We start from the raw sequence: 13552 nt of genomic DNA, 5'->3' as shown, positions 1-13552 counted from the left end.
AAGGAACAACTTCATCTAAAGGCGGTCTGCTACCTGAAGATGTGTCGATAGACGTTTCCCCGCGAAACGGAGTTTTTACCCGATTTTTATGTGCCGTCAAGCAGTGTTTTGCGTCTGTCTGTCGTTTTTCAAACGGGCGTCTTTTTGAAAGGCGCCGTCTTAAAGTGGAGGGTTAACATTTGGAACAGCCTGTATTTAAACGAGTTATTTTGAAGGTCAGTGGGGAATCCCTATCGGGCCAAAATGGTTATGGTATTGATGCGGAGACGATTACATCCATCGCAGAACAGGTGCAAGAAGTTGTTGCACTCGGCGTAGAAGTAGCGATTGTATGTGGTGGTGGTAATATTTGGCGTGGTATCGCTGGAAGCGCGAACGGTATTGATCGTGCAACTGCCGATTACATGGGAATGCTTGCAACCGTGATGAACTCACTGGCACTGCAAGATGCATTGGAACAAATCGGTGTGCCTACACGGGTTCAAACATCGATCTCCATGCAGCAAATTGCTGAACCTTACATCCGCCGTAGAGCGATCCGTCATCTGGAAAAAGGCCGTGTTGTTATCTTTGCAGCGGGCACAGGTAACCCATACTTCTCTACCGATACTACGGCTGCTCTGAGAGCTGCTGAGATCGAAGCTGAAGTAATTCTGATGGCTAAGAATAAAGTGGATGGTGTTTATTCCGCAGATCCGTTTAAGGATGAAACAGCTGAGAAGTATGAACAGCTTACTTACCTTGATGTGTTGAATAAAAACCTGGGTGTTATGGACTCTACAGCTTCTTCATTGTGCATGGACAATAACATTCCGCTTATTGTATTCGCCATTACAGAGCAAGGTAATATTAAGCGAGTCGTTCTAGGTGAAAAGATTGGAACGATCGTTAAAGGGAGTGTAGATTAATGCCACAAACGGTGAAAAAGAATGCAGAAGAACGCATGGAAAAAGCGATCCTGTCATTGAAACGCGATCTCGCGACGTTGCGTGCCGGCCGGGCAAGTTCATCTCTGCTCGACCGTATTCAAGTGGAATATTACGGAGCTCCAACTCCGGTTAATCAGCTTGCTAATATTACTACACCGGATTCCCGTACGCTTATGATTCAGCCGTGGGATAAATCCTCGCTCGGTGATATTGAGAAAGCGATCATGAAATCTGATCTTGGATTAACACCAGCGAATGATGGTAATCAAATTCGCTTGTCAATTCCTGCTCTTACGGAAGAGCGTAGAACTGACCTTGTGAAAATGACGAAGAAATTCGGTGAAGAAGCGAAGGTAGCCATCCGTAACATTCGCCGTGATGCCAATGACGACATTAAGAAGTTGGAGAAAACTGATATTTCCGAGGACGAGTCCCGGAGACATCAGGAAGATATCCAGAAGGCTACGGATAAATATACTGCCGAAGTCGACAAAGTGCTCGTTGCAAAAGAAAAAGAGATTATGGAAGTATAGAGACTTCGGCCCCTCCGGTTAGGTGGGGTTTGTCTCTTTTTTGCAGAAAGATGCCTGGAGGAAATGGAATGATCAAACGGGTTCGATCGTGGTTGAATCAGGAGGACAGTCAGCAGGCGCTCCGGCTCTCTCCCGACAACATCCCTCAGCATGTGGCCATCATAATGGACGGCAACGGCCGCTGGGCCAAGAAGCGCGGATTACCGCGGATTCTAGGACACCAGAATGGCATGAAGGCAGTCAAAAGGACCGCAATTGCAGCGGATGATTTGGGGATCAAAATATTGACGATGTATGCTTTTTCAACGGAAAACTGGAAGCGTCCCAAGGATGAGGTCGATTTCCTGATGAAGCTTCCGCAAGAGTTTCTAGCGCTAGAGTTGGAAGAACTGATTGAGAAAAATGTTCGGGTCACCATGATGGGTTATCCCGAGGATCTTCCTTCGCATACGCTGGAGGCTATGAAAGAAGCTGTTGCAAGGACGGCGAATAATGATGGGCTTGTTTTGAATTTTGCGTTGAATTACGGCAGCCGCAAGGAGATCACCGAATGTGTCAAAGCGCTTGGGCGGGACATAAGCGAGGGGACCCTTCGGCCTGAGGATATTACCGAAGAACTAATTGGCAAACAGCTTCTTTCAGGTGATTTGCCGGATCCGGATTTATTAATCCGAACAAGCGGTGAACTGCGTCTCAGCAACTTTATGTTGTGGCAGCTCGCATACAGCGAAATGTGGTTTACCGAGACTTTATGGCCTGAATTCACCAGTGAACATCTGGTGGAGGCTGTTGCTGAATATCAACGCAGAACACGGCGCTACGGCGGCCTAACGTAGTTATGGAGGATAGGACGTTATGAAACAGCGTTTGATTACCGGAATTATAGCGGGAGCTGTCTTTTTAGGATTATGTTTCATGGGCGGTCTTTGGTATCATCTTCTCGTTTTAGCTATGTCCCTGATCGGTTTTTATGAATTCGCTAGAATGACAAAAATTGCACCTTTTGGTGGGACAGCGGCGATAGGTTATCTGGGTGTACTTATGTTTGTCTTTCCATGGAATTTGTTGGATATAACGTTCCCGTTCTCGTGGGAGCACGTAATCTGGCTTGTGATGCTACTCTTTTTATTCGTTACGGTATTCAGCAAGAACAAGACTCCAATTGGGCAAGTCTCGCTATTGTTTCTTGCGTCGATCTACATCGGAATGGGCTTTATGTATATTGCTGAATCGAGAAGCACACCTGATGGACATGGTCTGTTTTGGACGTTCTTGCTTCTGGCATCGATATGGGCAAGTGACGCAGGTGCCTACTTTGTAGGTCGTAAGCTGGGTCGCACCAAGCTCTGGCCAGCAATCAGTCCGAACAAAACTGTGGAAGGTGCTGTTGGGGGCGTGGTCATTGCAGTTCTTACTGCGATGATCTTTGCCCTCTTATCGAATGGGCTGCTTCCTTACGGCAACGCCCTGTTGATCGGGATTGCTTGTGCGGTCATTGGACAGCTTGGAGATCTCGTGCAGTCGGCTTATAAGCGGGTATACGGCATTAAAGATTCGGGTAGTCTTTTGCCAGGTCATGGCGGGATTTTGGATCGCTGTGATAGCTGGATTGTTGTATTCCCATTTGTACATATATTAAGTCTTCTGCCTTACTGATGAAAGGGAAGGTGCAGGAATGAAAAAAATTAGTGTGCTAGGTTCTACTGGCTCCATTGGAACCCAGACATTAGATGTTGTGTCAAAATACCGTGACTCCTTTCAAATCGAGGGTTTAGCAGCAGGTAGTAATGTGGATTTACTGACACAACAAGTGAAGGAATTTAATCCGAAAAAGGTATCTGTTGCTACGAAAGAACTGGCGGATCGCATTCGTCCAGATCTTCCTGCAGGTATACAGCTTTATTATGGCCAAGAGGGTTTGATCGAGGTCGCAGCAGGTACGGAAGCTGATTTTGTCGTTACCGCAGTCGTCGGAAGTATGGGGTTACCATCAACCTTAGCGGCCATCAAAGCGGGTAAATCGATTGGTTTAGCGAATAAAGAGACACTAGTAACCGCTGGGCATCTCGTCATGGACTTAGCCAAGTCTCAGGGTGTTGACATCATTCCTATCGATAGTGAGCACTCCGCAATTTTTCAATGTTTGAACGGAGAGCGTCGTGCGGATGTTGATTTTATAACTTTGACTGCATCGGGTGGATCATTTCGAGATCTCACACGTGAACAACTGAAAAATGTAACGGTTGAAGATGCTTTAAAACATCCAAACTGGTCTATGGGTGCCAAGATTACCATTGATTCGGCAACGATGGTTAATAAAGGCTTGGAAGTTATTGAAGCTCACTGGTTGTTCGGACTTCCTTATGAACAGATACAAGTGCTGCTTCATCCAGAGAGCATTATTCACTCTTTTGTACAATATCGTGATTCCAGTATCATCGCACAACTTGGAAACCCAGATATGAGAGTGCCAATTCAGTATGCTCTTACATTTCCTGAACGCTGGCCCTCTCCATCCAAAGGCTTGTCTTTAGCGGAAGCTGGGAAACTTCAATTCCGAGAAATGGATTTTGACCGGTTCCCTTGTTTAAGACTTGCTTATGAATGTGGTAAAATGGGTGGAACGGCAACAACGGTATTTAATGCCGCCAATGAAATTGCGGTTTCCCGTTTTCTGCGTGGAGAAATTTCTTTCTTGCAGATTGAGGATATCATCGAAGGCGTGCTTAACAAGCACCAAAACACACCTGAACCGGCTTTGGAGGCTATTGAAGAAAGTGACACCTTGGCTCGTGAATTAGCAGCGCAGCTATAGGAATCTAAAGCTATTTCGAAAATTCTCCCTGAAAAAAGCTGACAACATGTGATTCTCTTGTGGTCAATAAGAGAATAATGATAATCTATAGGGACATACTGCGTTCTCAGAGGAAAAGGGGGATGTCAATATTGGAAATGGTGCAGGTTGTTTTTTTAACGGTGCTCATGTTTTTTGTAATCGTAACGGTGCATGAATGGGGGCACTACTATTTCGCCAAACGAGCTGGGATTTTAGTTCGTGAATTCGCGATCGGTTTCGGTCCGAAACTGTTCTCTTATAAGCGTAACGAAACTCAATTCACATTGCGGCTTCTTCCATTTGGTGGATATGCCCGAATGGCTGGTGAAGACCCTGAATTGGTTGAAATTCAGCCTGGGCAGACCATTGCCGTTAGGGTGAATAGTGACAATCAGGTGAAGCGAATCTATCTAGATCAGCTTGATAATCGCAAGAATGTAATTCGGGGCGAGGTTCAGTTTATCGATCTGGAGGAGCGTTTATCCCTTCGTCTAGATGTGGATGGAGAATTTCAACAGTACGAGGTTCACCCTCAGGCGCTGATGGTGACCAAGGGAGTCGAAACACAAATCGCTCCTAAAAATCGTCAGTTTGGAAGTAAAACGGTTGGACAGCGGGCGCTTGCTATTTTTGCCGGACCAGTGATGAACTTTATATTGGCATTTATATTGTTCGCACTTCATATTCAAATGGCGGGAATTCCGGTTGAGAATCCAACTTACGTACAGATTGGTAAGATTACGGAGAACATGCCTGCAGCTGAAGCTAACCTTCGTGAAGGAGACATCATTGAAACTGTCAATGGTACCGCAATCGGTGCAGATTACAAAAAAATGATTGATCTCATCTCCGATTCAAAGGACAAGCCGATGGATTGGACCGTACGCCGCGGTGACCAAGTATTTAATGTGACGTTAACCCCTCGTTCTATGGAGGGGCAGGAAGGCGGTAAGGTCGGGATTGTTCCTGAACTTCCAACTCGTTCGGCAGGACTTGGTGAGACCATTACGGGCTCTGGAAAAGCGATGGTGGATACAACCAACATCATTTTCCAAGGATTCAGTCAGCTTATTCAGCAATTCTCGATGGATGACTTGGGAGGACCAGTTCGGACGTTTGAAGTGACAGGGCAGATCGCGAAGCAAGGCATCGTTCAGCTGACCTATTGGGCAGCGATACTGAGCTTGTATCTGGGTATCTTTAACTTGTTGCCTGTGCCTGCGCTAGATGGAAGTCGTCTTGTGTTCCTAGGCGTGGAAGCACTTCGTGGCAAGCCAATCGATCCTAATCGTGAAGGTATGGTGCATTTCATTGGGTTTGCTATGCTATTCCTATTGATGATCGCTGTAACCTATAACGATATACTGCGATTAATTAACGGTTAACGATTAATTTACGGCTCGGTGCGCCAGCCGCACTGAGCCGTAAATTTTTTTGACTATTTTTATTATTAAAGTATCTAACAATAGCTTGTTAAAGCTACATAATTGACGCTTTTCATATGGGAGGACAAATATTCTTATGTCTAAGGATAAACAATTCGTGACTGAAATTACACCGCAAGGAGAGGACTTTTCGCGTTGGTATATTGATGTCATCAAAAAAGCAGATTTGATGGATTACTCACCAGTTCGGGGCTGTATCGTATTTAAGCCGGACGGTTTTGAAATTTGGGAACATATCAAGGATGAGTTAGATCGTCGCTTTAAAGAGACGGGCCACCGTAACGCTTATTTCCCACTCTTTATTCCAGAGAGCTTTTTCCAGAAAGAGAAAGAACATGTGGAAGGCTTTAATCCAGAGCTGCCTTGGGTAACAGAAGCTGCAGGCGAGAAGCTCGAAGAGCGTCTTGCAATTCGACCAACTTCCGAGACGATGATTGGACATATGTACTCGAAGTGGATTCAATCTTATCGTGATCTCCCTGTACTAATCAATCAGTGGGCTAACGTTGTTCGCTGGGAGAAACGTACACTTCCATTTTTGCGGACAAGTGAATTCCTATGGCAAGAAGGTCACACTGCGCATGAGACGGAAGAAGAAGCACGTCAAGAAACAATGCAGATGCTGGATATCTATTGTGATTTTGTAGAGAATTACTTAGCTATTCCGGTTATTAAAGGTCAGAAGACACCATCAGAGAAATTTGCGGGTGCAGTAGATACGTATTCCATCGAAGCTATGATGAAAGACGGAAGAGCTGTACAAGCTGGTACTTCCCATTACATGGGCACTAATTTCTCCAAGGCCTTTGATATAGAATATCTGAATCGTGACAATACACTGGAGTATGCACACACTACATCTTGGGGTGTAAGTACACGTCTCATTGGATCATTAATTATGGTACACGGAGATGATCGCGGTTTGGTATTGCCACCGAAAGTTGCTCCAACACAAGTAATTATGGTTCCTATCGGACCTCCGAAGACATGGGAGGCTGTTGTAGGTCGCACAGACGAGCTGTTCAAAGAACTGAAATCAGCAGGAGTTCGTGTCCGTGTAGACGACAACACAAGTGTTCGTCCAGGTTGGAAGTTTAACGAATATGAAATGCGTGGTGTACCTGTACGCCTTGAAATCGGACCTCGTGATATGGAGAATGGCGTTTGTGTGCTCGTATCTCGCATCACCGGAGAGAAGAAAGTAATTGAGCAAGCGAACCTGGTAGAAGAAGTAAAAGCAATGCTGGATCAGGTGCATGAAGAAATGTTTAACCGCGCTAAAGCATTCCGCGAAGATCATTTCTATTCCGTAGATACACTGGATGAAATGAAAGAAAGCATGGAAGAAAAGCGCGGCTTTACACTAGCTGGCTGGTGTGGATCTGGTGCATGTGAGGATACAGTGAAGCAGGAAACAGGGGCTACTAGCCGAAATATTCCATTTGAGCCAGGTGAACATAAGAAGACTTGCCTAGTATGTGGAGAAGAGGCAAATCATACCGTACTGTTCGCAAGAGCTTACTAATATGATAGAGTAATAGATATCGAAAGTTGCTTTGAGAATAAAAGAGAAGTATTCCGGAAAGCTTCTGGATGGCATGACGCTCTGTGGGCAACAGGACGAATGGGTGCTGCCTCAGAAGCTTTTCGTTTGTTTTCGTCTCATTTTTTCGTAAGCAGGGGGAGGGAACCATGGGCACAGCGGAAGAGAAGAGAAAAAGGTTTGAGCTGCTGATGAAGCAGGGAGAAGTCCCGGCAGGTTTGATAGAACCCTATTTTATGGACGGCTGGATTGAACAGGTAGAAATAAGCCGCGGCAGTAAGGAATGGTTGGTTACCATTGCGAAGGAAAACCTTGTTCCGTCAGAGGTATATAGAACTTTTTGCTTAAGAATCCAAGAAAAAATGAACCATATTGCGAAAATTAGATTTTTGTTCCGTTATCAAGGTTCAGTTCGTGAAGCAGATATTGTACAAGAATACTGGGGGCTTTTCTTAGAGTGGGTACACCGGGAAATTCCATCCGTTAACGGCTGGATGGCTAGAGCTAAGCATGAAGTAGAAGAAGGTCAATTGCATCTCACGATGTCAGATGGGATGTCTCTAGAGCTTGCGCGCAAGAAGCAGATTGATGAGGCGATTACGCGTTTTTTCAATCAGTATTTTTCGCTTAATCTTCGAGTGAAGATGAGTGTCGGTGATAATGGACTGGCTGCTTATGAAGAATTCGAACAGAAGAAACGTGAGGAAGAACGAGAAGTAATTCAAGCCCTTATGACGAGTCTTGAGTCCGAGGATGCTATAGAAGAGGAAGAAGGCGACATCAAGCTTCAAGTTGGAAATGAAATTAAGGACCAGCCTGTTCCGATTCAAGAAATTCAAGATGAAGAGAAGAAGATTGCCATTCAAGGAACTATTTTCGGTCTTGATCGTAAGGAGCTTCGAAATGGAATGACTCTCTTTACGTTCAATCTTACAGATTTCACAGATTCACTTCAGATGAAGATGTTTGCTAAAACAAAAGAAGATCTAAAAGTGTTTGGTTTGTTAGAAAACGGAAAATGGTTGAAGGCACGCGGCCGAGTGGAATTTGATCGGTTTATGCAAATCCCAGAACTTGTAATGATACCTTCAGATTTGACTGAAGTGAAGGCTCCACCAGCACGTAAAGATAATGCACCAGTGAAGCGAGTTGAGTTTCACCTCCATACAACGATGAGTACAATGGATGCTGTAACTTCCATTGATAAATATATAAAGACTGCTGCATCATGGGGGCACAAGGCAATTGCTGTTAGTGACCATGGTGGTGTTCAGTGTTTCCCGGATGCGGATAAGCACTCCAAAAAGAACGGTATCAAGATGATGTACGGTGTTGAAGCCAATGTTGTAAATGACGCGGTCAATGTAGTTGAGCAAGCGAAGCCGGGCATCGACCTGAAAACTGCCACATACGTCGTATTTGATATCGAGACTACAGGTCTATCGATCACCCGTAACAAAATTACGGAGATTGCAGCAGTCAAAATGCACGAGGGTAAAGAAATCGATAGATATGCTACCTTCGTTAACCCGCATGAGAAAATCCCTTATCATATTCAGCAGTTAACGAATATTACGGATGAGATGGTCAAAGACGCTCCAGACCTCGAACCCGTACTCAAAGATTTTGTTGAATTTGTAGGGGACGCTGTGATTGTCGCTCATAATGCACGATTCGATATGGGTTTCATTCAAGCTTCACTTAAGAATGCCGGCATGCCCATCCTTGAGAATCCATACTTAGATACGCTTGAGCTGGCAAGGCTGCTTTATCCGGGCATGAGGAACCACCGTTTGAATACGCTGGCTGATAAGTACAAGGTATTGCTAGAGAGCCATCACCGGGCGATTGACGATACAATTGCACTTGCAGGTATTTTGAACGGTCTCCTAGCAGATGTGGATAAAATGAAAGGCATCAAGATGCTGGATCGACTTAACGACTATGTCGGTAATGATTTATCCAACACAAGACCTTTTCATTGTGGAATCTATGCGCTGAACCCGATTGGTAAGAAGAATTTATACAAGCTTATATCAATGTCCCATACCGAGTATTTTAAAAGAGTGCCTTGCATTCCGAAATCTAAGCTTGTTGAAATGCGCGATGGGCTCATCGTTCTATCAGGCTGCGAGAAGGGCGAATTCTTTGAAACGGTTCTGAACAAAACAGAGGAAGAAGCTGAAGAGATCGCTCAGTTCTATGATGTGCTGGAGGTACAGCCTCTTACGATGTACATGCATCTCGTGGATAAAGGTTTTGTAGCCAGTCCAGATGATTTGAAGAACGCCATTCGCAAAGTAATTAAAATTGGCGAGAAGCTGAACAAACCGGTTATTGCAACAGGAAATGTTCATTATCTTGAGCCAGGACATAAGCTGTTCCGTGATATTACGATTCATGGTATTACGGGCTTTAGTCCCCTGAAAGATATCCGTAAGCCTGATGCTCACTTCCGAACCACGGACGAGATGCTAGAGGAGTTCGCTTATTTAGGGGAAGATAAAGCTTATGAAATCGTCGTTAAGAATACAAATGATCTAGCCGATCGTTTTGAAGAATTAGAATTATTCCCATCTAAGCTGTTCACCCCGATTATTGATGGAGCAGATGAGGAGATTCGTAATACATGTTACGATACAGCCAAATCAATATATGGTGAGGATTTGCCAGAGGTAGTTGTAGCACGACTTGAGAAGGAACTGGAGCCGATTATAAAGTACGGTTTCTCCGCTAACTATCTCATCTCCGAGAAGCTCGTTAAGAAATCGAATAAGGATGGATACTTGGTAGGATCTCGGGGATCTGTAGGTTCGTCTGTTGTTGCTACGTTTCTTGGCATTTCTGAGGTAAACCCGCTTCCAGCTCACTACATTTGTAAAAATTCAGATTGTAAATATAGTGAATGGTTCCTTGATGGTAGTGTACCCAGTGGATTCGACCTTCCCGATAAGCAATGTCCTAAATGTGACAGCACGCTAAAAGGTGAGGGGCAGGATATACCGTTTGAAACGTTCCTTGGGTTTAAAGGGGACAAAGTCCCTGATATTGACTTGAACTTCTCAGGTGAATACCAGCCAGAAGCGCATAACTATACCAAGGTAATGTTCGGTGAAAAAAGCGTATTCCGTGCGGGAACAATTGGTACGGTTGCGGAGAAAACGGCATTTGGTTATGCCAAAAAGTATGAAGAAGAACATCAGAAGCGTTGGCGCGGGGCTGAGCTTAATCGTCTAGCTTCAGGATGTACTGGTGTCAAACGTAGCACGGGTCAGCATCCAGGCGGTATCGTAGTTGTTCCAGATTATATTGAAGTTGAAGATATTACGCCTGTTCAGTTCCCAGCTGATGATGTGAAAGCTGAATGGAAAACAACTCACTTTGATTATCACGCATTTGATGCGAACTTGCTCAAGCTTGATATTCTGGGTCATGATGATCCGACGATGATGCGCATGCTGCAGGACTTAACCGGGGTGGATCCGACGACAATTCCGATGAATGATCCGAAGGTTATGAGCATGTTCAACTCAACGGAAGCGCTCGGTGTTACGCCTGAACAAATTCGCTCACCGGTTGCTACCTATGGTGTTCCGGAGATGGGGACTAAATTCGTTCGTCAGATGTTGATTGAATCGAAGCCATCCAGTTTTGCTGACCTTTTGCAGATATCTGGACTTTCTCACGGAACAGGCGTATGGCTAGGTAATGCTCAGGAGCTGATAAAGAATGGCACATGCAACATCAAGACGGTTATTGGTTGTCGTGATGATATCATGCTATTCTTAATCTATAAGGCTGGAATGGATGCCGGACTTGCATTTAAGATTACGGAGAGCGTTCGTAAAGGTAAAGGATTGTCGCAGGAATGGATAGATGAAATGAAGAGATGTAAAGTACCTCAGTGGTATATCGATTCATGTCTGAAAATCCAGTACATGTTCCCGAAGGCGCACGCTGCCGCGTATGTTATCTCGGCTGTTCGTACCGCCTACTTTAAGCTTTATCATCCTATTGAATATTACGCTACCTATTTCTCTGTTCGTGCTGAGGATTTTGATATCGAATTATGCTGTCAAGGTTACGATGCGATCCAAAGACGGATTGTTGAAATCGAACAGTTAGGGTTCCAAGCAAGCACTAAGGAGAAAAGTATGCTTTCTATTCTCGAGATGGCCTTGGAGATGACAGCGCGTGGGTTTACATTTAAAAATATAGACCTGTACCGTTCCGATGCACTTCGTTTCACGGTGGACGGGGACGCGCTTATTCCTCCATTCTCAGCCCTACAGGGGATCGGAGATAATGCGGCACGGAACATCGCTGCTGCTAAAGAGGCAGGGGAATTCCTGTCAATCGAAGACTTCCAACAGAAATCTAAAGCGAGTAAAACAGCGGTTGAACTGCTCACGCAAATGGGCTGCTTCCGAGGATTGCCGGAGAGTAATCAACTCTCATTGTTTTAAATTAATACTGTAAACACAGGGGATATGAGGGCACTTGACAACTTGACAGTCAAGGACTCATACTTGTCACTACTGCCAGACTATGTTATAATTTTTTTGGTAATCATGGAGATAAAACCGTTGTGTAAAGAGTGGGGCAACCCACTCTTTACTCTTTGGTATATAGGAAATGAAAGTGTTGGAGGTTATGTTCTTTGAGCACACCGAAGATTAAAACGACTGTGGAAGAAATGGTGCAGCCGTATTTGGATGAGCACGGCTTTGAACTGGTAGATGTGGAATATGTTAAAGAAGGCAGCAATTGGTTTTTACGTGTGTTTGTAGACAAAGAGGGCGGCATCGATATTGATGATTGCGGATTGGTCAGCGAATACCTGAGCCAAAAGCTGGATGAGAATGATCCCATTCCGACAGCTTACTTTCTTGAAGTTTCTTCACCTGGTGCAGAGCGTCCGTTGAAGAAGATGGAAGACGTTGCTAAATCAGTCGGAAAAGATGTTTTCGTTACGGTCTACGAGGCTGTGGATGGAATGAAGGAGTTTGAAGGCAAGCTGGAGTCCTTTGAGAATGAAGAGCTTGTCATTAAATCCGGAAAGAAACAGCACGTTATTCCATATGCAAGAGTTGCCAGCGCCAGATTGGCCATCATTTTTTAGACGGAAGTTTTGAAAGGGGGAACCGATTTTCAATGAGTATGGATTTTATTGAAGCAATGAATGAGTTGGAGAGAGACAAAGGCATCAGCAAGGATGTGCTGTTTGAAGCGATTGAAGCGGCACTCATTTCCAGCTATAAACGTAATTTTAACGCTGCACAGAATGTGCGAGTGGATATGAACCGCAATACTGGTGTTATTAAGGTATATGCCCGGAAATTGATCGTGGAAGAGGTTCTTGACTCACGTACTGAAATTTCACTGACTGCGGCAAGAGATATCAACCCGCATTTTCAAATCGAGGATATCGCCGAGATTGAAGTAACACCACGTGATTTTGGTCGTATCGCTGCACAAACTGCGAAGCAGGTTGTTACACAACGTATTCGTGAAGCGGAACGTGGCTTGATCTATAGCGCCTTCATTGATAAAGAAGACGATATTGTTACAGGTACACTACAACGTCAGGATCCACGTAACATTTACATTGACCTGGGTAAGATTGAAGCGGTTCTGCCGCTCACCGAGCTGATGCCTAATGAAAAATTCAAGCACGGCGACCGGATCAAAGCGTACATTACAAAAGTAGAGAACACAACAAAGGGACCGCAGATTATGTTGTCTCGTACGCATCCTGGTCTTTTGAAGCGTCTGTTCGAGCTTGAGGTTCCTGAGATTTTTGACGGTGTAGTAGAAATTCGTTCCGTAGCTCGTGAAGCTGGGTTCCGATCCAAAATCGCTGTATACTCCCGCAATGAGGAAGTTGATCCAGTCGGCTCTTGTGTAGGACCGAAAGGTATGCGAGTGCAGACTATCGTTAACGAACTTCGCGGTGAGAAAATCGATATCGTGCGGTATTCAGAACAGGTTGAAGAGTATGTAGCAAATGCTTTGAGTCCTTCTAAAGTATTGGAAGTGCAGGTATTTGAGGATGAGAAGATGGCTCGCGTCATTGTTCCTGATTACCAACTGTCCCTAGCTATCGGGATTAAAGGGCAGAATGCCCGTCTTGCAGCTAAACTGACAGGATGGAAGATCGATATTAAAAGCGAGAGTCAGGCGGAACAGGAATACGGCAGACCAAAAACCCTATCGGGTGAAATGCATCAGGATTCCGTCTCCGTCGATTAAAGTAAAGGGACGGG

At 44.8% G+C, this 13552-nt stretch carries 10 protein-coding genes; all 10 read left to right on the top strand.

Translation table 11 applies throughout. The annotated features are described in order from the left end of the window. Window positions 1–179 precede the first annotated feature (179 nt). Window positions 180–908: a UMP kinase gene (gene pyrH / locus ACK8P5_RS16045; RefSeq protein ID WP_208918882.1), complete on the top strand. Its 729-nt coding sequence runs from the start codon at window positions 180–182 to the stop codon at window positions 906–908. Further along, window positions 908–1462, top strand: coding sequence for a ribosome recycling factor (frr, locus tag ACK8P5_RS16040; protein WP_422657264.1), 555 nt, complete (start codon window positions 908–910; stop codon window positions 1460–1462). Before pyrH ends, frr begins: the two co-directional genes overlap by 1 nt. A gap of 68 nt (window positions 1463–1530) precedes the next feature. Then, the gene (locus ACK8P5_RS16035) at window positions 1531–2298 is read left to right on the top strand and encodes an isoprenyl transferase (RefSeq protein ID WP_422661496.1); all 768 of its coding nucleotides are present in this window, start codon (window positions 1531–1533) and stop codon (window positions 2296–2298) included. A gap of 19 nt (window positions 2299–2317) precedes the next feature. After that, window positions 2318–3118, top strand: coding sequence for a phosphatidate cytidylyltransferase (locus ACK8P5_RS16030; protein ID WP_422657263.1), 801 nt, complete (start codon window positions 2318–2320; stop codon window positions 3116–3118). Between the two features lie 19 nt (window positions 3119–3137). Beyond that, complete coding sequence (locus ACK8P5_RS16025; protein ID WP_422657262.1) at window positions 3138–4277, top strand: 1-deoxy-D-xylulose-5-phosphate reductoisomerase; 1140 nt, start codon at window positions 3138–3140, stop codon at window positions 4275–4277. A 137-nt stretch (window positions 4278–4414) separates the two neighbouring features. Continuing rightward, window positions 4415–5683, top strand: a complete 1269-nt coding sequence (rseP, locus tag ACK8P5_RS16020; RefSeq protein ID WP_422661495.1) for an RIP metalloprotease RseP — start codon at window positions 4415–4417, stop codon at window positions 5681–5683. Window positions 5684–5819: 136 nt separating this feature from the next. Continuing rightward, a complete protein-coding gene (gene proS / locus ACK8P5_RS16015) occupies window positions 5820–7268 on the top strand; it encodes a proline--tRNA ligase (protein ID WP_422657261.1) in 1449 nt (482 codons plus the stop codon). A 167-nt stretch (window positions 7269–7435) separates the two neighbouring features. After that, window positions 7436–11752, top strand: coding sequence for a PolC-type DNA polymerase III (locus tag ACK8P5_RS16010; RefSeq protein ID WP_422657260.1), 4317 nt, complete (start codon window positions 7436–7438; stop codon window positions 11750–11752). 194 nt (window positions 11753–11946) lie between these two features. Further along, on the top strand, window positions 11947–12408 hold the full coding sequence (gene rimP, locus ACK8P5_RS16005) for a ribosome maturation factor RimP (RefSeq protein WP_422657259.1): 462 nt from the start codon (window positions 11947–11949) through the stop codon (window positions 12406–12408). A 32-nt stretch (window positions 12409–12440) separates the two neighbouring features. Beyond that, window positions 12441–13538, top strand: coding sequence for a transcription termination factor NusA (gene nusA, locus ACK8P5_RS16000; RefSeq protein WP_422657258.1), 1098 nt, complete (start codon window positions 12441–12443; stop codon window positions 13536–13538). Window positions 13539–13552: the final 14 nt, after the last annotated feature.

The sequence above is a fragment of the Paenibacillus sp. EC2-1 genome, assembly GCF_049311625.1.
In the GTDB taxonomy this organism is placed as follows: Bacteria; Bacillota; Bacilli; order Paenibacillales; family Paenibacillaceae; genus Paenibacillus_AQ.
This window is presented reverse-complemented; position numbering and strand designations above follow the sequence as displayed.

What these genes read in the sequence shown, in the direction of transcription:
- frr (WP_422657264.1), top strand. Translation starts at nt 908, where the DNA reads ATGCCACAAACGGTGAAAAAGAATGCAGAAGAACGCATGGAAAAAGCG.
- ACK8P5_RS16035 (WP_422661496.1), top strand. Translation starts at nt 1,531, where the DNA reads ATGATCAAACGGGTTCGATCGTGGTTGAATCAGGAGGACAGTCAGCAG.
- ACK8P5_RS16030 (WP_422657263.1), top strand. Translation starts at nt 2,318, where the DNA reads ATGAAACAGCGTTTGATTACCGGAATTATAGCGGGAGCTGTCTTTTTA.
- ACK8P5_RS16025 (WP_422657262.1), top strand. Translation starts at nt 3,138, where the DNA reads ATGAAAAAAATTAGTGTGCTAGGTTCTACTGGCTCCATTGGAACCCAG.
- rseP (WP_422661495.1), top strand. Translation starts at nt 4,415, where the DNA reads ATGGTGCAGGTTGTTTTTTTAACGGTGCTCATGTTTTTTGTAATCGTA.
- proS (WP_422657261.1), top strand. Translation starts at nt 5,820, where the DNA reads ATGTCTAAGGATAAACAATTCGTGACTGAAATTACACCGCAAGGAGAG.
- ACK8P5_RS16010 (WP_422657260.1), top strand. Translation starts at nt 7,436, where the DNA reads ATGGGCACAGCGGAAGAGAAGAGAAAAAGGTTTGAGCTGCTGATGAAG.
- nusA (WP_422657258.1), top strand. Translation starts at nt 12,441, where the DNA reads ATGAGTATGGATTTTATTGAAGCAATGAATGAGTTGGAGAGAGACAAA.